Raw genomic sequence first — 26,279 nt, forward strand, 5'->3', positions numbered from 1 at the left:
GCTAGGGCCCCCAGGGTTAATCCTATTTAGTCGATAGGAATAGAAGGTCTAGGTTCGCCTCTCTTCAACGAGGGGGACTGAACCCATGACTGCGACCACGCTTCGGCGCCTGACGCCCGCCGCCCTGGCGACGGCGCTTCTCTGCAGCGCTGCGCCGGCGGCCCTGGCTCAGGCGGCCGGGCCGTCGCCGGCGGCGGCGGCGGCAGAGCACGCCACGCCCGCCGCCGCGGCAGAAGACTCCGAATCGGTCACCACGGTCGGTGAGCTGACGGTCACGGCCAGGCGGCGCGAGGAGACGGTCCAGTCGGTGCCGCTGGCGGTGTCGGTGGTGGGCGGCGCGCAGATCGACGCGGTGGGCGCCTTCAACGTCGGCCGACTTCAGCAGCTGACGCCGACGCTGCAGTTCTACTCGTCGAACCCGCGCAACACGACGGTGAACATCCGCGGCCTCGGGGTCCCGTTCGGGCTGACCAGCGACGGCTTCGAGCAGGGCGTCGGCATCTATGTGGACGACGTCTACAACGCCCGCGTGGCCGCCGCGACATTCGACTTCCTCGACGTGTCGCGGATCGAGGTGCTGCGCGGTCCGCAAGGCACGCTCTACGGCAAGAACACCACCGCCGGGGCCGTGAACATCACGACCAACCAGCCCAGCTTCGACTTCGTGGCGACCGCCGAGATCACGGCCGGCAACTATGATTTCAAGCAGGCAAAGGCGGCCGTGTCGGGCCCCCTCACCGACACCCTCGCCGCGAGGCTGGCCGTCTCGTCCACGACGCGGCGCGGGACGATCTACAACGTGACCAGCCAGCAGCACGTCAACGCCCAGGACAACATCGGCCTGCGGGGGCAGCTCCTGTGGAAGCCGGTCGACGGCCTCGCGGTGACGCTGGCGGCCGACTACAGCAAGCAGGATGCGGAGTGCTGCGCGCAGATCTATGTGCGGACCGGCGCCACCCAGCGGCCCCTGAACCGCCAGTACGCCGCGCTGGCGGCGGCCCAGAACTATCGCGTCGTCAGCACCAACCCGTTCGACCGGCTGACCGACGTGGACGCCAGCCTCAATGCCGGAAACGAGATCGGCGGCGCCTCGGCCCGGGTAGTGTGGAATGTGGGGCCGGGGACCCTCACCTCGATCACGGCCTGGCGGTACTGGGACTGGAAGCCCGAGAACGACCGTGACTTCACGGGCCTGCCGATCGTGTCGAAGTCGCAGAATCCTTCGCAGCAGGACCAGTACAGCCAGGAGCTGCGCTACAACTACGCCGGCGAGCGCATCGACGGCGTGCTGGGCGTCTTCGCCTTCCGCCAGCGCATCGACACGCAGGGGACCGAGCAGCAGGGCGCCGCGTCCAGCCGCTGGAACATCGCGCCGACCAACGTCCTGTCGAACGATCCGACCGTGCTGGCTGGCCTCACTGCGCTGAACACCCAGTCCCTGAAGGCCACGAGCTTCGCCGTGTTCGGCCAGGCGAGCTGGAAGGTGAGCGACGCCCTCACCATCCAGCCCGGCCTGCGGCTCAACTACGACAAGAAGGAAGGCTCGTACGAACGCCGCGTCTTCGACGGCCAGGGCCAGCCCGTGCTCTTCGGGCAGACCGGCGCCCGGCGGGCGGCGCAGCTCGCGGTCTTCTCGCCGCAGGTGAGCGCGCCCAGTTTCAGCGACTGGAACTTCAGCTACGACCTGACCCTGAGCTACCGGCTCCAGCCCGACGTTCTGGGGTATGCGACCTACGCCAAGACCTTCAAGACCGGCGGCATCAACCAGAACGGCCTGCCGACGGACGCAGCCGGCAATCCCATCCTCTCGGCCGGCTCGATCAAGCCGGAGGACGTCGACCACTTCGAGGCGGGCCTCAAGACCCAGTTCTGGGACCGGCGGGCGACCTTGAACCTCTCGGCCTTCCGCACCGAGATCAAGGACTACCAGGCCACGGTCACCAACGGCCAGCTCGGGGTCCTGCGCGGCTATCTCGCGAACGCGGACAAGGTGCGCAGCCAGGGCTTCGAGTTCGACTTTTCTGTGCGGCCGAGCGAGCGGTTCAGCGCCTACGCCAACGGGGCCTACACCGACGCGACCTACCGCCGCTTCGTGGATGCGCCGTGCCCGCCGGAACTCTCTGGCGGCACGACCGTGGGGGCGGGCCAGACGCCCAGCGCGCCGGGTACGCCGGGCGGACTGAGCCCCGCGAACTGCGACATCTCGGGGCAGCGCCTGCCTGGGATCTCGAAGTGGAGCCTCTCGTTCGGCGCCGAGGCCAGCGCGCCCGCGACGTTCCTCCGCCGGTCGGGCGAGGTCTATGTGGGCTACGACGGCAGCTATCGCTCGAGCTTCTCGTCGAACGCCTCGCCGTCGATCTACACCTGGGTAGACGGGTATTCGCTCTCCAACTTCCGCGCCGGCTTCCGCACGGATGACGGGGTCAACCTCTACGCCTGGGTGCGCAACGCCTTCGACGAGGAGTACTTCGACTTCCTCGCGGTGGGCCCCAGCAACACCGGCCTCATCGCGGGCCAGCCGGGCGATCCCCGGACCTGGGGCGTGACGTTCAGGGCGGCCTTCTGAGCGGCGGGCCTCGACGGTGGCGCCATCGGCGCTTCTCCTGTGGGACGGATGAAGCGATGATCGGCGGGCATCGCCAGCGGGGTCCCATCGCTTGTCTTTCAGGCTGCTCTTCAAGGATGGAGACCGCGCGGCTCCGGAAGCCGTCACCGACCCGCTGGCGCTCGACATCCGCCGCGTTTCGAAGACTTTCGGGCGTGTCGCGGTCCTGAAGGACGTCTCCCTGCAGGCGCGGGAGGGCGAGTTCCTGGCGCTGCTCGGGCCGTCCGGGTCGGGCAAGACCACGTTGCTGCGCGTGCTGGCCGGGCTGGAGGCGCCCGACGCCGGCGCGGTCCGTTTCCGGGGCGAGGACTTCCTTTCGCTGCCGGTCCGCCAGCGCCGGGTGGGCATGGTCTTCCAGCACTACGCGCTCTTCCCGCACATGTCGGTGGCCCGCAATGTCGCCTTCGGCCTGGCCGTCCGCGGGCGCGGCGAGCGGCCGTCGCCGGACGAGATCGCCGAGCGGGTGGCCCGGCTCCTCGATCTCGTGCAGCTGCAGGGCCTGCAGGACCGCTACCCCGCCCAGCTGTCGGGCGGCCAGCGCCAGCGGGTGGCGCTCGCGCGGGCGCTGGCCGTCGAGCCGCGGATGCTGCTGCTCGACGAGCCGTTCGGAGCGCTGGACGCCCAGGTCCGCCGTGAACTCCGCCGCTGGCTGCGCGACCTGCACGACCGCGCCGGCGTCACGACGGTCTTCGTGACCCACGACCAGGAGGAGGCGCTGGACCTCGCCGACCGGGTGGCCATCCTGAACGCGGGCGAACTGGTCCAGCTGGGCTCGCCGGCCGAGGTCTACGACCAGCCGGCCACCCCCTTCGTGTTCGGCTTCCTCGGGCAGGCCTGCCGGATGGCGGGCGTCGTGGAGGGCGGTCGGCTCAGGTTGGCCGACTGGGAGACCCAGGCGCCGCCCGGTGCGCCTCATGGTCCGGTGGACGTCTTCTTCCGGCCGGACGAGGTGGCGTTGGCCCCGCTGTCGGGCGAGGGCGTACCGGTCGAGGTGGTCGCGGCGGCGCGGCGGGGCTCGCAGGTGCGCATCGAATGCCGCGTGGGCGGCGAACCCATGGAGTTGCGCGGCCACGCGCAGACGGCGCTCGAGGCGGTCGCGCCGGGCGCGCGGATGCGGGTGCGGCCGCTGCGTCCACAGGTTTACGCGCGCGGCCCAGGTCCATCTGCGCCGCCCGCGCGTTGAGCCTTCATGAGCGACACGAACCTGCAGCGCCGCTTCTGCATCCACGGCGTCTCGGAGGCGCCGTCGCGCGCCCATCTGGTCGAAGGCCTCAACTTCGAGGACGCGGCGCTGCGTTTCATCGAGGACCACCACCCGGCCCCGGACGACGACGACAACCTCAGCCTGTTCGTCGAGGACATGGAGACCGGCCAGCGCCAGTGCTTCACGATCGACCTCGGCAGCGGCGAGGCGACGCCCTGCGACTGAGCGCTACCGTCCGTTGGACGCCAGCCAGCCGTCCGTCTCGGGCAGCCGCCTGGCGATGACGTCGAGCCGGTAGCGGATCGCGCCCTCGGCCTTCTCGACCTCGCCGCGGGCGGAGGCCGGGACGGTGGCCTTGAAGCGTCCGAGCTTCTCCAGCATGGCGGGCTCGCGCGAGGCCTGCGCCAGTTCGGCATAGTAGGAGGTGCGGCTGGTGGGCTCGAGCAGCTCGTCCACCCGGGCGCGGTTGGCGATCGCGAAGTCGTAGGCCTTGTCCGGGAAGTTCCCGGCCACCTCGGCGATGATCGTCGGGGCCTCGTTGGGGCTCACGTCGCCGGACAGAGCGAGGGCGAGGGCCCGGTCGGCCAGCTTCGGATCGTCGCTGCCCGCGAGCAGGGCGAGCAGGCGGCTGCGGTCGGTGACGTCCTTCGAGGCGAGCGCCTGTCGCCGGAGCGCCTCCCAGGTCGCCTCGTCCGCATTGGCGGCCACGATGGAGAGCACCGTGCGCCGGCCGGCGCCCTGCAGGCTTTCCGGTTCCGCCAGCCAGCGGTCGAAGCGCCGCCGCGCCTCGGCGATGACCATCGGGTCCTCGAAGTCGCCGAGCGTAGTCAGCACCGTCCGGCGCGCGATCGCGGCGTTGTCGGGCTCGCCGGCCTTCGGGTCCCAGCCGAGCCGGCCAAGGATCGGCACGAGGCGGGCCCGCGCGAACGTCCGGAACCTCGCCTGGCCCGGCCGGCCCGAATAGAGCGCGTCGACCGCCGACAGCTGCGTCGCCAGCGTGTCGAGCACCAGCGGATCGGCGTCGGCCGGCGTGTTGCGCGCCAGCGCCAGGAAGTCGCTCATGGGCGCGTAGCCTGCCTCTCCGAGCGTGCGGCTGTCGTAGAGCAGGCCCAGCTGGTCGGCCGGCGCGAGGCGGCCGAACTGCGGCGCCAGCTTCGACCAGAGCGCCGGGGCGTAGGCGGTTCGGAAGTAGCCGGTCTGGCCGGCGTTCACGACGGCGGGGGCCGCCACGGGCGCGATCTGCGGCTTGCCGGCGCTCACCACGCCGCTCCAGGCGCCGCCGGCGAGACCCTTCACCACGACCGGCGTACGCCACGTCTGGGGCGCGCTCTGGCTGGGGTCGGCCGCCATGCGCTCCTGGCTCAGCCGGACGCCGTTCCCGGCCGGGGCGGCGCGGATGAGCGGGACCCCCGGCTGCCGCAGGAAGTCGTGCGCCATGCCGGTCACGTCCTTGCCGGGCGCGGCGGCGTCCAGCGCGGCCCAGAGGTCGTCGCTCACCGTGTTTCCGTAGGCGTGCTTCCGGATGTAGGCGCGCACCCCCGTCCGGAACGCGTCCTCGCCCACGTAGCTCTCGAGCATCCGCACCACCGCCTGGCCCTTCTGGTAGGTGATGGCGTCGAAGGCGTTCGCGGCCGCGAACACGTCGGGGATGTCGGTGATCACGGGATGGGTGCCGGCGCGGCTGTCCAGCCGCATGGCGCCCTGCTGCCCGGCCTGGGTCGAGAGCCAGAGGTTCCACTCGGGATGGAAATGGTCGGAGGCCTTGTTCTCCATCCAGGAGGCGAAGCTCTCGTTCAGCCACAGGTCGTCCCACCAGGCCATGGTGACCAGGTTGCCGAACCACTGGTGGGAAACCTCGTGCGCGACGGTCGTGAAGACGTACTGCCTGTCGGTCTCGGTCGAGAGCTTGGGATCCAGCAGGATCGCGTAGTCGAAGTAGAAGATGGCGCCCCAGTTCTCCATGGCCGCGAAGAACTGGCTGCGGCCGGGGCCCGCGATCAGGTCGAGCTTCGGGAGCGGGTAGGGGGTGTCGAACCAGTCGTTGAAGTAGGGCAGCAGCTTCACCGTGGCGTCCAGGGCGTAGCGCGCCTTTTCGGTGTCGCCGCGGCGGACCACGACGCCCACGTCGACCCCGGCCACCGTCTGCGAGATGCGCTCGAAGTCGCCCATTGCCATGAACAGCAGGTACGAGCTCATCTTCGGGCTGTCGGCGAACCGGACGCGGCGCTTTCCGTCCTCGAGCGGCGTCTCCGACGCCACCGGCATGTTGGAGACCGACATCTGGCCGGGCGGCGTGTCGACCGTCAGCGAGAACACCGAGCGGACGCCCGGCTCGTCCCACATCGGCGCGAAGCGGCGGGCGTCCGAGTTCTGGAACTGGGTGTAGAGCCCGCGCCGCTTGCCGCCGTCGGGGGCGCTGTAGTCGAGGTAGAAGAGCGCCGCGGGCGACTGGAAGATCCGCCCCTTGTAGTCGATGTCCAGCGTGTAGCGGCCCGGCTCCAGGCGCTGGGGGAAGACGAAGGCGGCGGTCTGCTCCTCCGCGTTCCATTCGATGCGCGGCGCCGCGGCCTGACCGGACAGGCTCGCCTTTTCCAGGGTCAGGTCCTGCGCGTTCAGCACGATGCGGTCGGTGGGCCGCACGACCGTCAGCTCGACCTTCACATGGCCGTCGAACGTCAGCCGGTCCGGATCGGGCGCCACCCGGATCTCGTAGCGGTCAGGCCTCACGTCGGTGGGCAGAACCACGCGCGTGTCGGGCTTGGCCGTCGCGGCCGAAGTCGGCGAGGCCGCCGCGAGGAAGAGGGCGGCGGCGGCAAGAAATTTCATCGTTCGGGCAGCTCACGCGACAAACCAGGCGTCCAGCATAGGGATTGCGGAACGCTTCGCCTAGCGCGGGACCCGACCGTTCATCTCGTCGCCCGCGTCCGCCGGCAGACGGACGAACCAGAACATCGACACCATGGTCACGAGCCCCAGGATGACGAACGCGGGCGCGACGACCTCCGGCGTCATCCGCGTGGCGCCCTCCAGCGTCATCAGCACGCTGAGAAGGCTCGCCGAGAGGCCGATGCCGACGGACTGCACGAGCTGCTGGACCATCGAGGAGGTCGTCGTCGCGCGGCTCATCTGGTCCTGGTCGATGTCGGCGAACGCCATGCCGTTCAAGGCAGTGAACTGCAGGGAGCGGAAGAACCCGCCGACCCCCAGCACCGCCATGATCGCCCAGTGAGGCCAGGAGGGGCGGAAGGCCGCGTACGCCATGAAGCTCGCGCCCACGATCACGGCGTTGACCAGCAGCACCGTGCGGAAGCCGAACGCGCGCAGGATCGGCGGCGCAGCGGTCTTCATCAGGAGCGCGCCCACCGCCGAGATGAAGGTCATCAGGCCCGCCGCGAAGGCCGAGAGACCGAAGGCCACCTGCAGCAGCATCGCCAGTAGGAACGGGTTCGCGCCCATGGCCAGCCGCATCCAGGCGCCGCCGATCACCGAGGCCTGGAACGTCCTGTGGCGGAAGATGCCGAGGTTCACCACGGCGTGGGGCGTTCGCCGCGCGTGCCAGACGTAGGCCAGCAGCATGGCGAACCCGGCGGCGAAGAGGCCCGCCACCAGGGCGCCCGGCAGCACGTCGCGGCCCAGGTTCTCGAACCCGACGATCAGTCCCGCCAGGCCGAGTCCGGTCAGGGCCATGCCGAGGAAGTCGACCTTGCCCGCGGACTGGTCCGGCACCTCGGGCACATAGAGCCAGACCAGCACCAGCCCCATCAGCGCGATCGGCAGGTTCATGAAGAAGATCCATGGCCAGTCGGCGAAGGTGACGATGGCGCCGCCCAGCACCGGGCCCAGGACGGGACCCAGCAGGGCCGGCATGGTCACCACCGATAGCGCGCCCACCAGCTCGCTCTTCGGGGTGATCCGCAGGAGCACCAGGCGGCCCACCGGCATCAGCGTAGCCCCCGCCGCGCCCTGGATGAAGCGTGCGGCGATGAGTTCCCAGAACGACCCGGCGAAGCCGCACGCCGCGGACCCTGCGGCGTAGAGCACGATCGAGAACATGAAGATGCGCCGCGCCCCGAAGCGGTCGGCCAGCCACCCCGACAGCGGCAGGAAGATCGCCGCGGAGAGCATGTAGGTGGTGATGGCCGCGCTCAGCCGCACCGGCTCCACGCCGAACGACGCGGCCATGGCGGGCAGGGCGTTGGAGATCACCGTGGCGTTGAGCGTCTGCATCATCAGCGCCGAGCCGATGATCGCGGGGATCAGCCAGCCGCGTCGGAACGCGGTGGGGACGGGGGGGCCGCCGGCGTCCTCCCGAGGCGTCGCGCCCTCCGCCGTGTCGTCGGTCGGCGGGGTCACGGCTCCACCAGCCGCAGAAGCGCGGGCGTGGCCTCCGAAACCGCTTCGCGCTCGGCGGGAGACAGGCGGGCGAGGCGGGCGGCGAGCCAGTCGTTGCGCTGCCGGCGGATCAGCTCGAGGGTCCGGGCGCCGGACGGCGTGATGGCGAGGCCCGAACGGCGTCCGTCCTCGGCGTCGCTGCTGCGGGCCACGAGGCCGGCCGCCTCGAGCCGCTTGATGTGGGCGCTCATGGTCGGCTTGGACGTCCGCTCCACCTCGGCCAGCGCGCTGACCCCGATGCCCGGATGCTTGCGGATGTGGCCCAGCAGCAAGGCGTCCTGCGCCGAGATCCCAGCCTTCTGCGCTTCCTGACGCAGGCGGCGCGACACGCGCAGGATCGCAGGCCGAAGCGCTTCGGCCAGGCCGATGACGTCGTTCTCAGGAGCGCCGGGCATGAGTTCCAGGTAGTTAGGTCGCCGAACTACCTAGACCCGCGCCTGGCCCGGCGCAAGGGCGCGCCCCGCCGACAGGCGACGGGGCGCGGATCTGTCAGAGGACGCCGAGCATCTCGGCGACCAGGGGATGGCGGACGATGTCGCGGTCGCCGAGGCGCACCACGGCGATGTTGCCGACCTCCTCCAGCCGCTCCGCCACGGGCTTGAGGCCCGACAGCTCGGGCAGAAGGTCGGACTGGTTCGGGTCGCCCGTGACCACCATGGTGGAATGCCAGCCCAGGCGGGTGAGGAGCATCTTGAGCTGCATGTAGGTGCAGTTCTGGGCCTCGTCGATCACCACGAAGGCGTTGTTGAGGGTGCGCCCGCGCATGAAGCCGACGGGGGCGATCTCGATGGCGCCCTCGGCCATCAGCGCCCGGACGCGCTTCATCGAGAGCCGGTCCGACAGGGCGTCGTACAGCGGCCGCAGATAGGGCGCGAGCTTGTCCTCGGCGTCCCCGGGCAGGAAGCCGATGGACTCGCCCGCCTCGACCGCCGGCCGCGAGAGGACGATCCGGCCGACGCGCCCGCTTTCCAGCGCCTCCACGGCCTTGGCGATGGCCAGGTAGGTCTTGCCGGTCCCCGCGGGACCGAGGGCGAGCACGAGGTTCTTCGCGTCGATCGCGTTGATCAGGGCCTGCTGGCCGTCCGACTTGGCCTTGATGGTCTTGAGGTAGCCCTGCTCGCGGTCGTCGTTGTGGTGTGACAATGGAGACCAGCCCCGGTCCACGGGCAGCCTGCGGATTTTGTCGTCCCCCTCGAACTGACCGGCGTCGAACGCGCCTTCGCGCAGCTGTCGCTTCAGAGCCCGCTTGCTCATTTGGCCTCCTCAGGGGGCAAGAAAAAAGGGCGTCCCGCGTGGGAGCGCCCTTCGAATGGTGGGAGAGAACGGTGGCGGCGGCCGCGTGCCGGCCCCGGAGGTCCGGCTGCTTCTGCAGGTCCGGGCGGAACAGCCCGGAGGAACGACAAACTCAGCGCCATCCAACCCCGTCCAGCGCGAGACGCAGGAGCGAAACCCCCGCGGCGGCTTCCGGTAAGGCTTTCGCCCTCTCGAATCGCCCGACTAGAATGAGGGTAGCGTGCTTTACGAGTCGTTAAAGGCCCGGCTGCGGGAAGAAGAAGGGTTCCGAATTGGCTGTCTACAACTTAGGCAATGTGACACCTGAGCTACCAAACGATGACGAATACTGGATCGCGCCAAACGCCGCGGTTATCGGGCGGGTCATCCTGAAGAAGAATGCGTCGGTCTGGTGGGGCGCCACGCTTCGCGGCGACAACGACCCGATCGTGCTGGGCGAGGGCTCCAACATCCAGGACGGCAGCGTCTGCCATACCGACACCGGCTCGCCGCTCTTCATCGGCGACAACGTCACGGTGGGCCATATGGTGATGCTCCACGGCTGCACCATCGGCGATGGCAGCCTGGTCGGCATCGGCTCGATCGTTCTGAACGGCGCGAAGATCGGGAAGAACTGCCTGATCGGCGCCAACTGCCTAATCACCGAGGGCAAGGAGATCCCGGACAACTCGTTGGTCATGGGGGCGCCGGGCAAGGTGGTCCGCGAACTCAGCCCCGAGCAGGCGATGATGATCCGCGCGGGCTCGGCCCACTACGTCGAGAACTGGAAGCGCTACCGGCGCGAGCTGGCGGCGATCTCCGGAAAGTAGGCGCCGAGCTCGGCGAGCGCCTGGTCCGTGTCCTCGAAGCGGATCCCGTTCAGTCCGAGCGTCCGCGCCGCTTCGACGTGGCCCGGGAGGTCGTCGACGAACACCACGTCTTCAGGGGGTGCGCGCAACCGCTCGAGCAGGGCGAGATAGATGGCGGGAGCCGGCTTGGCGAAGCCGACGTCGCGCGAGGAGACGACGCCCTCGAATACGCCCGCAAACTCCGGCCGCGCCATGATCTGGGATTCGCTCGACAGGGTGTTGCTCAGCGCCATCACCCGGACGCCCAGCGCTCGAAGGCCTCGAACGGCCTGGGCAAGGCGCTCGTTGAATTCGCTCAGGTAGGCGTCTTCGGCGAGTTGCCGAAACAGGGCTCCCGAGAGCCCCAGGCGAGCGCCTGAGGCGGCGAAGGCCTCGTCAGCCGTCATGGCGCCGACCTGGGCGGCGCGATGTTCGGGTGAACGCGACAGCGCGTCCTCCAGTGTGGCGCGATCGAGTCCGGTTCGCACCGTCCATCGGTCCCAGAACGCGCCGTCCGGCCAGCCACGATAGAAGACGCCGCCGATGTCGAGCACGAGGATGGGCATGGCCCCTTATGCCAGTTGACGGACGTAGGGTCCGCCCCCGACCGTGCGGCCAAACGGGAGGACGCCATGGCCTACGAATTCATCAAGGTCGACCGCGCAGGGCCGGTCACGACGATCACGCTGAACCGCCCCGATGTGATGAACGCGATGCACTCGCCGGCGCACTTCGAGATGGACGAGGCGCTGAACGCCTTCGCGGCCGATCCCGATCAGTGGGTGGGGATCATCACGGGCGCGGGCGACCGGGCGTTCTCGGCGGGCAACGACCTGAAGTACCAGGCGAGCGGCGGCCAGATGCGCTCGCCGCCGTCGGGGTTCGCGGGGATCACCGCGCGCTTCGATCTCACCAAGCCGCTGATCGCGGCCGTCAACGGCGTCGCCATGGGCGGCGGGTTCGAGATCGCGCTCGCCTGCGACATCATCGTGGCGTCCGAGACCGCCGTCTTCTCGCTTCCGGAGCCCCGCGTGGGCCTGGCGGCCCTGGCGGGCGGCCTCCACCGCCTGCCGCGCGCCATCGGCGTGAAGCGCGCCATGGGCATGATCCTCACGGCTCGCCGCGTCTCGGCGGCCGAGGGCAAGGAGCTGGGCTTCGTGTACGAGGTGACGGCGCCGCAGGACCTGATCCGCCGCGCCAACGAGATCGCCGCCGGCATCTGCGAGCTCGGGCCGATGTCGATCCGCGCGTCCAAGGAGGCGGTCCTGAAGGGGCTGGACGAGCCCAGCCTGGAAGCGGCGCTGAAGGGCCAGAACAAGTATCCGGCCGTGGCCGCCCTCTACACGTCCGAGGACTTCAAGGAAGGCCCGCTGGCCTTCGCCCAGAAGCGCGCGCCGAACTGGAAGGGCCGCTGAGCGTCGCGTCGCGCTGCGGGGCGCCTGGCGACGGGATGAAGGCGTGAACCGCTTCTGATCCGGTCACCCTGCGCCCCTCACCAGCGTCCTTGCCCAAGGCCCGCTTGTTCGCCCCTGCCAATCCCGCCAAATTCCGCCGGAGTCGTGGCAGGGCGGGCCGATGGTGGATCTGGAAGCGGTCGGCGGGACGGCGACGGGAGGGCTGGTCGCCTCGACGTTCGAGACCCCTGCGGGCAAGGCCGGGGAGCACCATCCCACGTGCGCGGACTGCGGGACCGAGACCCTGGGCCGCTTCTGCCACAACTGTGGCAACGCGGCCCACGTCCATCGCACCTTGCTGCATCTGGGCGAGGAGCTGCTGCACGGGGTGATGCACTTCGACAGCCGCGCCTGGCGCACGCTCCCGCGCCTGGTGTTCCGGCCGGGCCAGCTGACGCGCGAATGGTGCCTGGGCAAGCGCGCCCGCTACGTCTCGCCGCTGGCGATGTTCCTGTTCACCGTCTTCGTGCTCTTCATGGCGATCTCCTACCTGCCGGAGGCGCCGGCCATGTCGCTGGCGCAGGAGCGGGCGGTCGCGGCGGCCGAGCTTTCCAGGAGCCGCACCGAACTGGCCGAGGCCGAGGCGGCCCTGGCGAAGGCCGCGAATCCGCAGGACCGCGCCGAGGCCGAGGGTGCGGCCAGGGCGGCCCGGGCCGGGGTTGCGGCGGCGATAGACGAGTTCCGGGGGCTGGAGACGGCGGCGCGGGTGGCCGGCGGGGATTGGAAGACGCGGCTCGCGGAAGAGACGCGCACGGGAAAGCTCAAGATCAACACCGGGGACGGAAAGCTCGACGAGAAGCTTCGGCACAAGCTGGAGAACCCCGAGCTGGCGCTCTACAAGCTGTCGCAGACCTTCTACAAATTCTCCTTCCTCCTGGTTCCGATCTCGATCCCGTTCGTGGCCCTGCTGTTCCTGTGGAAGCGGGGCTTCACCCTCTACGATCACGGGGTGTTCGTCCTCTATTCCCTCACCTTCATGTCCCTGCTGATCATGGTGGTCGCCGGAGCGCTGCGCGTGGGCGGGCCGGCCGCCAGCGTGGCGTTCGCCGCCGTCCCCTTCGTCGTCCCGGCGCATATGTTCTTCCAGCTGAAGGGCGCCTATGGCCTGAGCGTGCCGTCGGCGCTGTGGCGGACCATGCTGCTGCTGATTTTCGCCGCGGTGGCCGCCGGCGTCTTCCTGCTGGCCATCCTGTGGCTCGGCCTCGCCTGAGCGTCCGCGCGGTCGAAAATGACGCGTTGTTCACTCTTGCGAACCGGGCCGCGCTGGGCGAGGTTCCCGACAAATTGACGCTGTAAGGCCCACGCCCCCCATGGACCGCTTCGACTACATCATCATCGGCGCCGGCTCGGCCGGCTGCGTGCTGGCCAACCGGCTCACCGAGGACGGCCAGGCGCGCGTGCTGCTCGTCGAGGCCGGCGGCAAGGACAAGTCGCTCCTGGTGACCATGCCTGCCGGCGTGGGCGGCCTCATCGGCAAGCAAGGCCCGTTCAATTGGGGCTTCTGGACCGAGCCCGAGCCCAACCTCGATGGCCGCAAGCTCTGGTGGCCGCGCGGAAAGGGCTGGGGCGGGTCTTCGTCGATCAACGGCATGATCTACATCCGCGGCCACGCGCGCGACTACGATCAGTGGCGGCAGATGGGGCTGGCCGGCTGGGGCTACGCCGACGTGCTGCCCTACTTCAAGCGCTCGGAGACGCTCGAGGGGGGCGGCGACCCCTGGCATGGCGGCGAAGGGCCGCTGCATGTTTCGAAGGCGAGCTCGCCGAACCCGATCTACCGCGCCGCCATCGAGGCGGGCGCCGAAGCGGGGCACCCGATCACCAACGACTTCAACGGCTTCCAGCAAGAGGGCTGGGGTCCCTACCAGTTCACCATCAAGGACGGCGAACGCTGGAGCGCCGCGCGCGGCTACCTCTACCCCGCCCTCGACCGTCCGAACCTGACCTGCGTCACGGGCCTGCGCACCACCCGCATCGTGGTCGAGAATGGCCGTGCGACCGGCGTCGAGACCGTGGACGCCAAAGGCCAGAAGAAGACCTTCCACGCCGAGGCCGAGGTGCTGCTCTGCGCGGGGGCCGTCCAGTCGCCGCACATCCTGCAGCTGTCCGGCATCGGCGACGGCGAAGAGCTCGCCCGCCACGGCATTCCCGTCGTGCACGAGCTACGCGGCGTCGGTCAGAACCTGCAGGATCACCTGGACGTCTGCATGGTCTGGGAGTGCCCGCAGCCCATCACGATCTATTCCATGCGCAAGGGCATCAAGACGCTCTTCGTCGGGCTCGACTACATGCTGCGGCGCAAGGGGATCGGGCGGCAGAACTTCCTCGAATCGGGCGCCTTCCTGCGCTCGCGGCCCGATCTCGACCGGCCCGACCTGCAGGTCCACACGGTGCTGGCGATGATGCAGGACCACGGCAAGGTCCAGATCAAGAAGGACGGCTTCACCTTCCACGTGTGCCAGCTGCGGCCCGAGAGCCGCGGCCGCGTGGGCCTGCGAAGCGCCGATCCGCTGGCCGATCCAGCCATCTTCGCCAACTACCTGGCGACCGAGGAGGATCGCCGCGCGCTGCGCGAGGGCGTCAAGATGATGCGGGAGGTCGCCAAGCAGGCGGCGCTGAAGCCTTACATCAAGTCCGAGTACGCGCCCGGGGCCGACGTCCAGACCGACGCCGAACTCGACGCCTGGATCCGCCGCTCGGCCGAGACCATCTATCACCCGGTTGGCACCTGCCGCATGGGCATGGCCGGCGACCCGATGGCCGTCGTCGACGCCGAATGCCGGGTCCAGGGCCTGGCGGGCCTTCGGGTGGTCGACGCCTCGGTGATGCCGACGCTGGTGGGCGGCAACACGAACGCCCCGACCATCATGATCGCCGAGAAGGTCTCGGACGCGATCCGCGGCCGGGCCTATCTGCCCGCGGAGGACGCGCCGGTCTACGACGGCGGGGGCAAGGTCGCCGCCTGACGCATCAGGGCCTGCACCCGATCGTCCGGGGTCAGCCGGTCGGGCGCAAGGTGCTCAGCGGATGGCGGCCGCCTGCGGCATGTCCGGCTTGCCGTCGTGGTTCCGGTCCGGGATGTCCTGGAACAGCATCGACTCGGCGGCGCGCCGCCGCACCAGGCCGGGCAGCACCTTGCCGCCGCCGCGCACCCACTTGTGGAACTCCAGCGCCGCGCCATCGAAGTTGCGGGCGTTGACCTTCTTCAGCAGCGTCGATCCCCGCAGCGCCTGGACGCCGCAGTTGTAGGCGAAGGACACGAGCGCATCGAACTGATGCTGCTTGAGCGGGACCTGGACCATCCTGTTCACCGGCCCCTCGTAGGCGGCCATGTCCTCGTCGAACGCGGCGTCGCACTCGGCCTGCGTCCACACCGAGTTCTTGTCGAAGGCTCGGCCCGACCCGTTGGTGTGCCCCCAGCCGATGGTCAGCACATTGGCCGGGCAGAGATAGGCCTTGAAGCCGCCCCCGCTGGCCTTGTGGCAGCCCTCGAAGGACTTGATGAGCTCCGCGCCCCGCTTCGACAGCTTCATCGGCATGCTGACTTCCCCGGGGGCTGTCCCAATGCGCCGCCGCCCCACTCGGCTGAGTAGAACGGTGTTCGATGCCCGTGCGGGTTGCAAGCCTCAATTCGCGGCGGCGACAGCCTCCTGGCCCTGCGGCGCCACCACCACCCTGTAGGCCCGCTCGGGCCTCAGCAGCGCCTGGGCGGCGCGGCGGACGTCGGCGGCGGTGACCCGTTCGGTTCCCGGGACGATCTCGCGGATGATGTCGAGGCGGCGCGGATCGGCCTGCGCGCCCGAGAGCTCGCCCACCCAGTAGCTGTTGGTGAGCCGGATGCGCTGGATCGCCTCGAGGCGGGGCTTTTTGGCGCGCGCCAGTTCGTCGGCGTCCACGTCCTTGGCGGCGAGGTCGGCGGCGATCTTCTGCACGTCACGGAAGAAGCCCGGAAGCTTCTCCGGCGGCGCTTCCACGCTGGCGGCGATATAGCCCCAGCCCGTCCAGACCAGGCTGTGCTGCGAGTTGACGTCGGGCGAGTAGGTGACGCCCTGGGCCTCGCGCAGCTCGTCGGTGACCCGCAGCTTCATGATCTCGCGCAGCACCGCCGCGTCGCGCGCCCGCTGGGGATCGGTCCAGTAGTCGGTCGTGCCCCAGGCGATGTAGCCGATGGACTGGTCCGCGCGCCCCTTGTGGGTCAGCACGACCGGCGCGCCGCCGCCCTTGGGGAACGCCACGGTCCGCTGCGGGGGCGAGGGCAGGGGCGGCTCCCTGCGCTTCGGCAGCGCGCCGAAGGTGGCCGCGGTCTCGGCGATCGCCCGCTCGACGGTGATGTCGCCGACGATCACCACTTCGACAGGGCCGTCGGCGAGGGCCCGCCCCGCGGCGGCGGCCACGTCCGAGAACGAAGCCTTCGCGATCTCCTCGCGGCTGGGGAAGGTCCAGCGCCGGTCGCCCGTGTGGATGAGGCCCGGCAGGTCGCGCGCCAGCACGCCGTTGGCGGTCGCCTCGTACTGGTCGTGGATCGTGCGCCCCGCGGCCTTGACCCGGGCGAAGGCCGCGTCGCGCCAGGCGGGCTCGGCCACATAGGCCGCGAGCACCTGAAGCTGGGTCCCTACGTCGGTGGTGCGGGTGGCCCCGGAGAGGGTGAACGCATCGTCGCCGAAGCTGAACCGGCCCCCATAGACCTTGGAGGCCAGGACCCGCTCCATGTCCTCGACCGGGATCTTCTTCAGGCCGCCCTCGATGAAGGCGCCCGCCGCCCAGAAGGGGCTCTGGCGGTCCTTCGGCAGCTCCAGCATCCCCTGGCCGACGTTCACGCGCACCAGGACCTCGTCGTCGCGGAAGTCCGTCGGCTTGACGGTGAGGCGGACGCCGTTTTCGAACCGGACGAAGCTGGCGCCCAGGTCCTGGACGTCGCGCCGGTCGACCACGCGGCCCGGCGCGCCGAAGCTCTCGTAGGGCCAGGCGAGGGCCGCCTGCTGCGCCGGGGGCGTCACGGCGACCTGCTGCGAGGCGGCCAGCGCAGCCGCGACGGCGGCCTCCCCGCCCTCGACCGGCGTCGGCGAGGCCATGAAGACCAGCGGTCCCGCCCCCTGGAAGGTCGACTTCAGCGCGGCGTTCACGGTCTCGGCCTTGAGGCCGTTGACCGCCGCCTCGAACAGCGCCTGGTCCTGGGCCGGGGACGTCACGACGGTGTGGTCGGACAAGGACTGCACGATCTCGTTGGCCAGGTCCGCGGGCCGGCGGGTGGCCGCGCCGGCCACCGCCGCGCGCAGCGTGGCGCGGATCTCCTCGACCTCGCGGTCGAGTTCGTCCTGCCGGACGCCGTATTGCACCAGCCGGCGCTGCTCCCGTTCGGCGGCGGTCAGGGCCTCGCGCCACCGTCCCGCCTCGGCGTTCACGCTGATCAGGGCGATCTGGGCCGCATCGTCCTGCTCGAACTTGGAGGTCCCGGCGCCCAGGAACGGCGGCTCGGCGCCGCGGGCGATGGCCGAGAAGCGGCGGTTCAGGACCGCGAGCCCCAGGTTCTCGATCAGCTCGCGCCGGCGCTTGGCGGCCGTGTCGGGCGTGAGGTCGGGCGGGCTGATCCAGGCGACCTGCAGCGCCTGGGTCACGCCCGGCTCGACCACGAGGCGGGCCTCCGCGCCGCGGGACGCCACGGGGCCGGGGTCGGGATCAGCGGGGGCAGGCCCGCGCCCACGCCAGCCGCCGAAGGCGGACCTGATCTTCGCCTCCACCGCGTCGAGGTCGAAATCGCCCGCCGCCACGAACACCGCCCTGTCGGGGCGGTACCACCGATCGTAGAACGCGACGATCTGGCTGGCCGGGGCGGTCTTGAGCACCTCCACCGTGCCGATCGGCCAGCGTGTCGGCAGCCGCTGGCCCTGCATCAGGAACCCCATGCGCGCCTTGGCGATCCGGTAGCCGGGCGTGTCCCGCGCCCGCTCCTCCGACAGCACGATGCCGCGTTCGCGGTCGACGGCCGCGGGATCGATGGTCAGGCCGAACGCCGCCTCCGAGAGCAGCATCAGGGAGGTGTCCACCGTCTCGTCGTCGGTGCGGGGCAGGTCGAGCTTGTAGATGGTCTCCGAGAACCCGGTGGAGGCGTTGGTGTCGGCGCCGAAGGCCAGGCCCAGCCGCTCGAGGATGCGAACCATGTCGCCTTCCTTGACCTTCTTCGATCCGTTGAAGGCCATGTGCTCGAGAAAGTGCGCGAGGCCGAGCTGGGCGTCCGTCTCCATCAGCGAGCCGGCCCCGAACCACAGGCGGAACGCCGCCTGGCCCTTGGGCGTGGTCTGCCGGCGCAGCGCATACCTCATGCCGTTGGGCAGGACGCCGAAGCGGATGTCCGGGTCGGCCTTGAGGTCCGAGCGCGCCTGCGGCCATTCCGTCGCCGTGAGGCTGGCGCCCGCGGGCTGGCTTGCGGACGGCTGGCTCCAGGCCGGCGGGGGGAGGGCGAGGGCAAAGGCTGCGAGCAGGGCCGCGCCCCGGCCAAGAAGTCGGATCATCAACTGCGCCTGGATTGTCGATCGTCGAGTCCGGCACCATCGCCAAGCCCGATGGCGCCGACAAGGCGGCATCGCGGCGGTGCTCGCGCATTCGGGCGACACCCCTTAAATGGAACGGATGGACGTCGTCTGCTTCGAAGCGCCCGCATCCGGGGGGCCGAAACCGCAATACTCCGGCCAGCCCGACGGTCGGCGTTCGCCTGAGCCGATGGTGAACGCCCCCTGGCCGGTGGTGGTCCTGAGCCTCGGCATCCTCGCGCTCTATGCGATCCAGGCCCGCCTGCCGTTCCTCGTCGACCTCTACGCCTTCTCGCCCGGCCAGTTGCTGCGCGGGGAGTACGCGGGTCTCGTCACATCGCAGTTCCTGCATGGCGGCTGGCCGCACGCGCTGATGAACGCAGCCTTCATCCTGGCCTTCGGGGCGCCGGTCTCGCGGTTCTTCGGCCCGCGTCTCGCCGGAGCCGCCGGATTCTTCCTCTTCTACCTCCTCTGCGGCGTCCTGGCGGCGGTCGGGTTCGCCGCGATGCACTGGGGGCAGGAGGCCGCCATGGTGGGCGCCTCGGGCGCGGCGTCCGGCCTCATGGGCGCTGCGGCGCGGCTGATCGGCGGGCGAGGAGAGGTGGGCCCCATGTTCTCGCAGGCGGTTACGGGGATGGGGCTGGCCTGGATCGTGGTCAACGTCATCATGGCCTTCACCGGCGGAATGCTGCTGCCCGGGGCCGGGGAGGCGGGCGTGGCGTGGGAGGCGCATCTCGCCGGCTTCGCGGCCGGCGTGGTGCTGATCCAGCCCCTGGGATGGCTCGCCCGGCGGTAGGCCGCTCACGCGCCCGTGTTTTGTGTCAGGCCTGAAACTGCGGTTCCCTTCGTCCTGACGCAAGGGAACGAGGGCGCCATGCTGGTTTCGCAGATCCTCAGGACCAAGGGCGACGCGGTGTTCACTATCCACCGCGACGAAAGCGTCGGCTCCGTTGCGGGTCTCCTGCACGCCAAGGGCGTGGGCGCGCTCGTGGTGCTCGACGGCGAGCGCGTGGCCGGCATCGTCTCCGAGCGCGACATCGTCCGGGCGATCGCGTCGCATGGCGCAGGGGTGCTGTCGCGTCCGGTCGCCGACTTCATGACCGCCAACGTCCTGTTCGCCGAGCCGGGCGAGACCGTGGACAGTCTCCTTTCGCGCATGACCGACCGGCGAATCCGCCACCTCCCGGTCTGCCGCAACGACCGCCTGGTGGGCATCGTCTCCATCGGCGACCTGGTGAAGTGGAAGATCTCCGAGGTGGAGGCCGAGGCCGACGGCCTGAAGGCCTACATCGCGGCCAGCTGAGAGCTGGCCTCCCTGACCGGAGGGCCAAACGCCGGCGGTGCGTCGGCTGAAAGGGCGGGGAAGGGGGCGGACCCCTTCTCCGCCCGGTTCGCGTCTAGGCCGCGGGATCGACCACGCCCGATGCGGCCGCGTCGGCCAGGCTGTAGCCCTCCAGCACCTCCGCCGTGGCGTCGCGGGCGCGCAGCAGGGCCTCGCGCAGGGTGCAGGTGGCCAGGTCCGGGCAGTCGGCGCACTTGCGGAACCCCAGGCGCGGGGAGACGCACGGCGCCAGCGCCAGGGGCCCGTCGATGATCCGGATCACCTCGGCGAAGCTGATCTCCTTCGCCGGGCGGGCCAGCACATAGCCGCCGAACTTGCCGCGGCGGCTGAGCACGATCTGGTTGCGGGCCAGCTCGAGCAGAATCGCCTCGAGGAACTTGCGCGGCGCGCCGGCGCGGACCGCCAGCTCCCCCGCGCTGACCTGCTGGCCCTCGGCGCGCGTGAGCGCGACGAGCGCGCGCAATCCGTATCTGGCCTTCTGCGACAGCATGCGGTCTCCCGTCCCCCGTTGTGCCGGGGCGGACCGGCGGGTGCAAGGCGCGGGCCGCCTGCGACATTCGCGTCGGCCGCGATTTTCTTTTCGCCGGGGTGTTGACGCCCGCCCGCCCCCCGAATAGATAGCCGCCTCCGCTCGGAACGGGGCGGCGACGGACGGATCGGAAAGAGCGCAAGCTCTTGAAAATCCTGAAGAAGCCATCACATTCCGAGAGGTCGACAGCTCCGGCTCATGGTCGAGGGAAGCCTGCTTCCCGAACCCCATGGAACGGGGCCCGGCTCGAAGATCCGAAGCTTTCGGAGATCAGCCGCGGATCCCCTGAAAAGGATCGGTTGACACCCAGGGGGACGGCAACTAGATAGCCGCCTCCCGCTCGGGCGGGGCTCACTTCGGAACGACGGCCGGCGCCGAAATCGGTGCTTGATCTTCGGAATGAAATGAGTATGTTCCCGAGCCTCAATCGAATCGTCACGGACTTTGAGGGCTTCCCCTCGGCGGCCCGCGGTGATTTTTGCGGTCAAATCCGGGGTTTCTCGGAAATGTCGCAAAGCCTCGAAAAGGCCGGTTGACACTACCGAGACGGCTCAATAGATAGCCGCCTCCGCCGCCCACCGGCGAAAAACAGTGGGGTCGGCGAAAGCCGGTCGGGTCTTTGACATCGTTGATTTGGAAAGAGAAACGCAGGCGGCGGCGTCCTGGCGATAGTGCTAACCACACTATCTCGACGCTGACTGTGACTGCGGTCTCTTGAAGACACCATGAATATGGTCGGTCTCTGACCGGCCACGATTTGTGGGAACTCGTCAAGAACTACGCAGACTATAGCCAGTCGAGCTGTTGAGGCTCGATTACGCAGAAAGTCAGAACGTCAACTCAACCTGAGAGTTTGATCCTGGCTCAGAGCGAACGCTGGCGGCAGGCCTAATACATGCAAGTCGAACGGCTCTTCGGAGCAGTGGCGGACGGGTGAGTAACGCGTGGGAACGTGCCCTTTGGTTCGGAACAACACAGGGAAACTTGTGCTAATACCGAATGTGCCCTTCGGGGGAAAGATTTATCGCCATTGGAGCGGCCCGCGTTGGATTAGCTAGTTGGTGGGGTAAAAGCCCACCAAGGCGACGATCCATAGCTGGTCTGAGAGGATGATCAGCCACACTGGGACTGAGACACGGCCCAGACTCCTACGGGAGGCAGCAGTAGGGAATCTTGCGCAATGGGCGAAAGCCTGACGCAGCCATGCCGCGTGAATGATGAAGGTCTTAGGATTGTAAAATTCTTTCACCGGGGAAGATAATGACGGTACCCGGAGAAGAAGCCCCGGCTAACTTCGTGCCAGCAGCCGCGGTAATACGAAGGGGGCTAGCGTTGCTCGGAATTACTGGGCGTAAAGGGCGCGTAGGCGGACAGTTTAGTCAGAGGTGAAAGCCCAGGGCTCAACCTTGGAATTGCCTTTGATACTGGCTGTCTTGAGTTCGGGAGAGGTGAGTGGAATGCCGAGTGTAGAGGTGAAATTCGTAGATATTCGGCGGAACACCAGTGGCGAAGGCGACTCACTGGCCCGATACTGACGCTGAGGCGCGAAAGCGTGGGGAGCAAACAGGATTAGATACCCTGGTAGTCCACGCTGTAAACGATGAGTGCTAGTTGTCGGCATGCATGCATGTCGGTGACGCAGCTAACGCATTAAGCACTCCGCCTGGGGAGTACGGTCGCAAGATTAAAACTCAAAGGAATTGACGGGGGCCCGCACAAGCGGTGGAGCATGTGGTTTAATTCGAAGCAACGCGCAGAACCTTACCACCTTTTGACATGTCTGGACCGCCGGAGAGATCCGGTTTTCCCTTCGGGGACCAGAACACAGGTGCTGCATGGCTGTCGTCAGCTCGTGTCGTGAGATGTTGGGTTAAGTCCCGCAACGAGCGCAACCCTCGCCATTAGTTGCCATCATTAAGTTGGGCACTCTAGTGGGACCGCCGGTGGTAAGCCGGAGGAAGGTGGGGATGACGTCAAGTCCTCATGGCCCTTACGGGGTGGGCTACACACGTGCTACAATGGCGACTACAGAGGGTTGCAAACCTGCGAAGGGGAGCTAATCCCTAAAAGTCGTCTCAGTTCGGATTGCACTCTGCAACTCGAGTGCATGAAGTCGGAATCGCTAGTAATCGCGGATCAGCATGCCGCGGTGAATACGTTCCCGGGCCTTGTACACACCGCCCGTCACACCATGGGAGTTGGCTTTACCCGAAGACGGTGCGCTAACCCGCAAGGGAGGCAGCCGGCCACGGTAGGGTCAGCGACTGGGGTGAAGTCGTAACAAGGTAGCCGTAGGGGAACCTGCGGCTGGATCACCTCCTTTCTAAGGATAGACCTCCAGGACGCTCACGCTTCCTATTGGTCTTCCAAAGACACCTAAACAGGTGCGGGACGTCGCCGTCTCCGTTTCTCTTTCCGCTGACACCGCGACCGCTAGGTCGACGGTGCGATCGCGCATTCGGCGCTCAGGACCCCTCGCGAGAGGCGTTCGCCTGGCGTCGAGCGGACCGCTTCAAGGGCCTGTAGCTCAGTTGGTTAGAGCACACGCCTGATAAGCGTGAGGTCGGCAGTTCGAGTCTGCCTGGGCCCACCACACTTCCTGTGTGACACCTCGGGCGGACGGACGATCGACGACGGCTCTCGCTGGGCCGGCCTTTATCGGGGCCATAGCTCAGTTGGTAGAGCGCGTGCTTTGCAAGCATGAGGTCGTCGGTTCGATCCCGTCTGGCTCCACCAATCCGCCGCTGCGATCGCGGAAAGCAACGAGTTCGCCGCCTGGCTTCGGCCGGTCGGTCATCTGACATCGTGAATTGAAGGGTTCATCCGCGCCCCCTGGCGTTGGAGGATGGATCCGAGAAGACATCATTGTCTGAAATACAAAGCGCATGTGTGGGCGCCGGTCCGGGTTTCGTACCTCGGGCAGGCACTTCTGTCCCCACGCATGAGTTTTGCTGAGAACGATCAAGCGCATAAGGGCTTCTGACGGATGCCTTGGCATTGAGAGGCGATGAAGGACGTGGCACGCTGCGATAAGATCCGGGGAGGCGCGAGCACCCTTTGATCCGGATATTTCCGAATGGGGAAACCCACCTTTACGGTCTGCGAATGTGATCATCAGCTCCGGCTGGTGATCTGGTTCGTAGGTCGTTCAAAGGTACAATGACCTGAATACATAGGGTTCATTGAGCAAACCCGGGGAACTGAAACATCTCAGTACCCGGAGGAAAGGACATCAACCGAGACTCCCGTAGTAGTGGCGAGCGAACCGGGACCAGGCCAGTGCTGTCGTGACATAAAGCCGAACGATCTGGAAAGGTCGGCCATAGCGGGTGATAGCCCCGTAGGCGTCAATTAGCGACAGACTCGAGTAGGGCGGGACACGTGAAATCCTGTCTGAACATGGGGGGACCATCCTCCAAGCCTAAGTACTCCTCAATGACCGATAGTGAACAAGTACCGTGAGGGAAAGGTGAAAAGCACCCCGACAAGGGGAGTGAAATAGAACCTGAAATCGGAAGCCTACAAGCAGTCGGAGCCACCTCGCGTGGTGACGGCGTACCTTTTGTATAATGGGTCAGCGACTTCATGTGCCGTGCAAGCTTAAGCCGTTAGGTGTAGGCGCAGCGAAAGCGAGTCTGAATAGGGCGAATAAGTACGTCGCATGACGACCCGAAACCAGGTGATCTATCCATGAGCAGGTTGAAGGCTGGGTAACACCAGCTGGAGGACCGAACCCGTGCCCGTTGAAAAGGTCTGGGATGACTTGTGGATAGGGGTGAAAGGCCAATCAAACCTGGACATAGCTGGTTCTCCGCGAAATCTATTTAGGTAGAGCGTCAGACGAATTCCCTGGGGGGTAGAGCACTGGATGGATGCGGGCGGCGCGAGCTGTACCAATTCTAACCAAACTCCGAATACCCAGGAGAACTATCTGGCAGACACACGGCGGGTGCTAACGTCCGTCGTGAAAAGGGAAACAACCCTAACCATCATCTAAGGCCCCCAAGTAACGGCTAAGTGGGAAACGATGTGGGATTGCTTTGACAACCAGGATGTTGGCTTAGAAGCAGCCATCATTTAAAGAAAGCGTAACAGCTCACTGGTCAAGCGATCCTGCGCGGAAAATGTAACGGGGCTCAAGCCGTTCGCCGAAGGTATGGGTGTGCGCAAGCACGCGGTAGCGGAGCGTTCCGTAAGCCTGTGAAGGTCGGTCGTGAGGCCGGCTGGAGGTATCGGAAGTGAGAATGCTGACATGAGTAGCGACAAAGAGTGTGAGAGACACTCTCGCCGAAAGTCCAAGGGTTCCTGCGTAAAGTTAATCTGCGCAGGGTTAGCCGGCCCCTAAGGCGAGGCCGAAAGGCGTAGTCGATGGGAACCAGGTAAATATTCCTGGGCCAGTTGGAAGTGACGAATGCTGGAAGTTGTCGGGGCTTATTGGATTGCGCCCGGCAGCCAAGGTGTTCCTGGAAATAACTCCAACAGAGACCGTACCCGAAACCGACACAGGTGGACAGGTAGAGCATACCAAGGCGCTTGAGAGAACTATGCTGAAGGAACTCGGCAAATTGCACGCGTAACTTCGGGATAAGCGTGACTCACCCTGCGCAAGCAGGACTGAGTGGCACAGGCCAGGGGGTAGCGACTGTTTATCAAAAACACAGGGCTCTGCTAAACCGTAAGGTGAAGTATAGGGTCTGACGCCTGCCCGGTGCCGGAAGGTTAAAAGGAGGGGTGCAAGCTCCGAATTGAAGCCCCGGTAAACGGCGGCCGTAACTATAACGGTCCTAAGGTAGCGAAATTCCTTGTCGGGTAAGTTCCGACCTGCACGAATGGCGTAACGACTTCCCCACTGTCTCCAGCATAGGCTCAGCGAAATTGAATTCCCCGTGAAGATGCGGGGTTCCCGCGGTCAGACGGAAAGACCCTATGAACCTTTACTGCAGCTTCGCCTTGGCGTTAGCGGCAACATGTGTAGGATAGGTGGGAGGCTATGAAACCGGGGCGCCAGCTCTGGTGGAGCCAACCTTGAAATACCACCCTTGTTGCCGTTGACGTCTAACCGAGGTCCGTAATCCGGATCCGGGACATGGCGTGGCGGGCAGTTTGACTGGGGCGGTCGCCTCCCAAAGTGTAACGGAGGCGCGCGATGGTGGGCTCAGAGCGGTCGGAAATCGCTCGTCGAGTGCAATGGCATAAGCCCGCCTGACTGAGAGACTGACAAGTCGATCAGAGACGAAAGTCGGCCATAGTGATCCGGTGGTTCTGTATGGAAGGGCCATCGCTCAACGGATAAAAGGTACTCTAGGGATAACAGGCTGATTTTGCCCAAGCGTCCACAGCGACGGCAAAGTTTGGCACCTCGATGTCGGCTCATCACATCCTGGGGCTGGAGCAGGTCCCAAGGGTTCGGCTGTTCGCCGATTAAAGTGGTACGTGAGCTGGGTTCAGAACGTCGTGAGACAGTTTGGTCCCTATCTGCCGTGGGTGTACGAAGCTTGAGAGGATCTGTCCCTAGTACGAGAGGACCGGGATGGACACACCTCTGGTGGACCTGTCGTGGCGCCAGCTGCGCAGCAGGGTAGCTAAGTGTGGAATAGATAACCGCTGAAAGCATCTAAGCGGGAAACTAACCTCAAAACAAGGCTTCGCCGAGAGCCGTGGTAGACCACCACGTTGATAGGCCAGGTGTGGAAGTGCGGCGACGCATGGAGCTTACTGGTACTAATCGCTCGATCGGCTTGATCGTTCTTAGTTGAACTCATGGAGCGCAGTATTGCAGCTCTGATGTCTTCTCAATCTGATCCGCTTCGTTGACCTGGTGGCTTTGTCGAGAGGTCCCCACCCGATCCCATCCCGAACTCGGTCGTTAAGCCTCTCAGAGCCGATGGTACTTCGTCTTAAGGCGCGGGAGAGTAGGACGCCGCCAGGTCTACCAAGCGGATCAGGATCCAGAACCCTTCAATTCACGATCTCAGACCCAGGTTTGCCGCGGGGTGGAGCAGCCCGGTAGCTCGTCAGGCTCATAACCTGAAGGTCACAGGTTCAAATCCTGTCCCCGCACCCAAGATCCAGACGGCCCCGCATCAATGCGGGGCCGTTCTGCATT

The 26,279-nt window shown here is 67.2% G+C and carries 17 protein-coding genes, 3 tRNA genes and 3 rRNA genes; 15 read left to right on the forward strand and 8 right to left on the reverse strand.

Going from position 1 to position 26,279, the window contains the following annotated elements:
• The first annotated feature begins 85 nt into the window (after positions 1-85).
• From AC2D8W_RS18765 to AC2D8W_RS18775, 3 genes are all read left to right on the forward strand, one after another.
• Entirely contained in the window at positions 86-2,566 is a 2,481-nt protein-coding gene (locus AC2D8W_RS18765) for a TonB-dependent receptor (protein WP_484672809.1), read from the forward strand.
• Positions 2,567-2,657: 91 nt separating this feature from the next.
• Positions 2,658-3,788, forward strand: a complete 1,131-nt coding sequence (locus AC2D8W_RS18770) for a sulfate/molybdate ABC transporter ATP-binding protein (RefSeq protein WP_484672810.1) — start codon at positions 2,658-2,660, stop codon at positions 3,786-3,788.
• Positions 3,789-3,794: 6 nt separating this feature from the next.
• Positions 3,795-4,034 carry a DUF5961 family protein gene (locus AC2D8W_RS18775; protein WP_293480942.1) on the forward strand — a complete coding sequence of 80 codons (240 nt, stop codon included), beginning with the start codon at positions 3,795-3,797 and terminating at the stop codon, positions 4,032-4,034.
• Positions 4,035-4,037: 3 nt separating this feature from the next.
• On the opposite strand, the gene AC2D8W_RS18780 is transcribed toward AC2D8W_RS18775, so the two are convergent.
• From AC2D8W_RS18780 to AC2D8W_RS18795, 4 genes are all read right to left on the reverse strand, one after another.
• A complete protein-coding gene (locus tag AC2D8W_RS18780; protein ID WP_484672811.1) occupies positions 4,038-6,635 on the reverse strand; it encodes a M1 family metallopeptidase in 2,598 nt (865 codons plus the stop codon).
• Positions 6,636-6,695: 60 nt separating this feature from the next.
• Positions 6,696-8,162 carry an MFS transporter gene (locus AC2D8W_RS18785; protein WP_484672812.1) on the reverse strand — a complete coding sequence of 489 codons (1,467 nt, stop codon included), beginning with the start codon at positions 8,160-8,162 and terminating at the stop codon, positions 6,696-6,698.
• Positions 8,159-8,596 carry a MarR family winged helix-turn-helix transcriptional regulator gene (locus tag AC2D8W_RS18790; protein WP_293480937.1) on the reverse strand — a complete coding sequence of 146 codons (438 nt, stop codon included), beginning with the start codon at positions 8,594-8,596 and terminating at the stop codon, positions 8,159-8,161. Before AC2D8W_RS18790 ends, AC2D8W_RS18785 begins: the two co-directional genes overlap by 4 nt.
• 94 nt (positions 8,597-8,690) lie before the next feature.
• Positions 8,691-9,455: a PhoH family protein gene (locus AC2D8W_RS18795; protein WP_293480936.1), complete on the reverse strand. Its 765-nt coding sequence runs from the start codon at positions 9,453-9,455 to the stop codon at positions 8,691-8,693.
• A gap of 311 nt (positions 9,456-9,766) precedes the next feature.
• Between AC2D8W_RS18795 and AC2D8W_RS18800 the strand changes: the two genes are divergently transcribed.
• On the forward strand, positions 9,767-10,303 hold the full coding sequence (locus tag AC2D8W_RS18800; protein WP_293480935.1) for a gamma carbonic anhydrase family protein: 537 nt from the start codon (positions 9,767-9,769) through the stop codon (positions 10,301-10,303).
• Here the strand turns inward: AC2D8W_RS18800 and AC2D8W_RS18805 are convergent.
• Positions 10,267-10,887, reverse strand: coding sequence for an HAD family hydrolase (locus AC2D8W_RS18805; protein ID WP_484672813.1), 621 nt, complete (start codon positions 10,885-10,887; stop codon positions 10,267-10,269). The two genes, AC2D8W_RS18800 and AC2D8W_RS18805, sit on opposite strands and share 37 nt — an antisense overlap.
• A 66-nt stretch (positions 10,888-10,953) precedes the next feature.
• On the opposite strand from AC2D8W_RS18805, the gene AC2D8W_RS18810 reads away from it, so the two are divergent.
• The 3 genes from AC2D8W_RS18810 to AC2D8W_RS18820 all read left to right on the forward strand — a co-directional run bounded on the left by AC2D8W_RS18810 (position 10,954) and on the right by AC2D8W_RS18820 (position 14,741).
• On the forward strand, positions 10,954-11,736 hold the full coding sequence (locus AC2D8W_RS18810) for an enoyl-CoA hydratase-related protein (protein WP_484672814.1): 783 nt from the start codon (positions 10,954-10,956) through the stop codon (positions 11,734-11,736).
• 160 nt (positions 11,737-11,896) lie between these two features.
• Positions 11,897-12,985, forward strand: coding sequence for a DUF3667 domain-containing protein (locus tag AC2D8W_RS18815; RefSeq protein WP_484672815.1), 1,089 nt, complete (start codon positions 11,897-11,899; stop codon positions 12,983-12,985).
• A gap of 100 nt (positions 12,986-13,085) precedes the next feature.
• Entirely contained in the window at positions 13,086-14,741 is a 1,656-nt protein-coding gene (locus AC2D8W_RS18820; RefSeq protein ID WP_484672816.1) for a choline dehydrogenase, read from the forward strand.
• A 54-nt stretch (positions 14,742-14,795) separates the two neighbouring features.
• Here the strand turns inward: AC2D8W_RS18820 and AC2D8W_RS18825 are convergent, their stop codons facing one another.
• Both AC2D8W_RS18825 and AC2D8W_RS18830 read right to left on the reverse strand, forming a co-directional pair.
• Positions 14,796-15,314 carry a lysozyme gene (locus tag AC2D8W_RS18825; protein WP_484672817.1) on the reverse strand — a complete coding sequence of 173 codons (519 nt, stop codon included), beginning with the start codon at positions 15,312-15,314 and terminating at the stop codon, positions 14,796-14,798.
• Between the two features lie 87 nt (positions 15,315-15,401).
• Positions 15,402-18,284, reverse strand: coding sequence for a M16 family metallopeptidase (locus AC2D8W_RS18830; RefSeq protein WP_484672818.1), 2,883 nt, complete (start codon positions 18,282-18,284; stop codon positions 15,402-15,404).
• A 208-nt stretch (positions 18,285-18,492) separates the two neighbouring features.
• On the opposite strand from AC2D8W_RS18830, the gene AC2D8W_RS18835 reads away from it, so the two are divergent.
• Together AC2D8W_RS18835 and AC2D8W_RS18840 are read left to right on the forward strand one after the other, a co-directional pair.
• Entirely contained in the window at positions 18,493-19,098 is a 606-nt protein-coding gene (locus AC2D8W_RS18835; RefSeq protein WP_484672819.1) for a rhomboid family intramembrane serine protease, read from the forward strand.
• Between the two features lie 78 nt (positions 19,099-19,176).
• Positions 19,177-19,605: a CBS domain-containing protein gene (locus AC2D8W_RS18840; RefSeq protein ID WP_484672820.1), complete on the forward strand. Its 429-nt coding sequence runs from the start codon at positions 19,177-19,179 to the stop codon at positions 19,603-19,605.
• Between the two features lie 94 nt (positions 19,606-19,699).
• On the opposite strand, the gene AC2D8W_RS18845 is transcribed toward AC2D8W_RS18840, so the two are convergent.
• Positions 19,700-20,134: an RrF2 family transcriptional regulator gene (locus tag AC2D8W_RS18845; protein ID WP_484672821.1), complete on the reverse strand. Its 435-nt coding sequence runs from the start codon at positions 20,132-20,134 to the stop codon at positions 19,700-19,702.
• Between the two features lie 880 nt (positions 20,135-21,014).
• On the opposite strand from AC2D8W_RS18845, the gene AC2D8W_RS18850 reads away from it, so the two are divergent.
• From AC2D8W_RS18850 to AC2D8W_RS18875, 6 genes are all read left to right on the forward strand, one after another.
• Positions 21,015-22,496 (forward strand): 16S ribosomal RNA (locus tag AC2D8W_RS18850).
• Positions 22,497-22,689: 193 nt separating this feature from the next.
• Positions 22,690-22,766: transfer RNA gene (locus tag AC2D8W_RS18855), tRNA-Ile, on the forward strand.
• A 67-nt stretch (positions 22,767-22,833) separates the two neighbouring features.
• Positions 22,834-22,909 (forward strand) — tRNA-Ala (locus AC2D8W_RS18860).
• A 223-nt stretch (positions 22,910-23,132) separates the two neighbouring features.
• Positions 23,133-25,919 (forward strand): 23S ribosomal RNA (locus AC2D8W_RS18865).
• A gap of 68 nt (positions 25,920-25,987) precedes the next feature.
• Positions 25,988-26,102 (forward strand): 5S ribosomal RNA (rrf, locus tag AC2D8W_RS18870).
• The 16S, 23S and 5S rRNA genes sit together here with 3 tRNA genes alongside, the layout of an rRNA operon.
• Positions 26,103-26,160: 58 nt before the next feature.
• A tRNA-Met gene (locus tag AC2D8W_RS18875) sits at positions 26,161-26,237 on the forward strand.
• Positions 26,238-26,279: the final 42 nt, after the last annotated feature.

This window comes from Phenylobacterium sp. T106 (assembly GCF_057219735.1).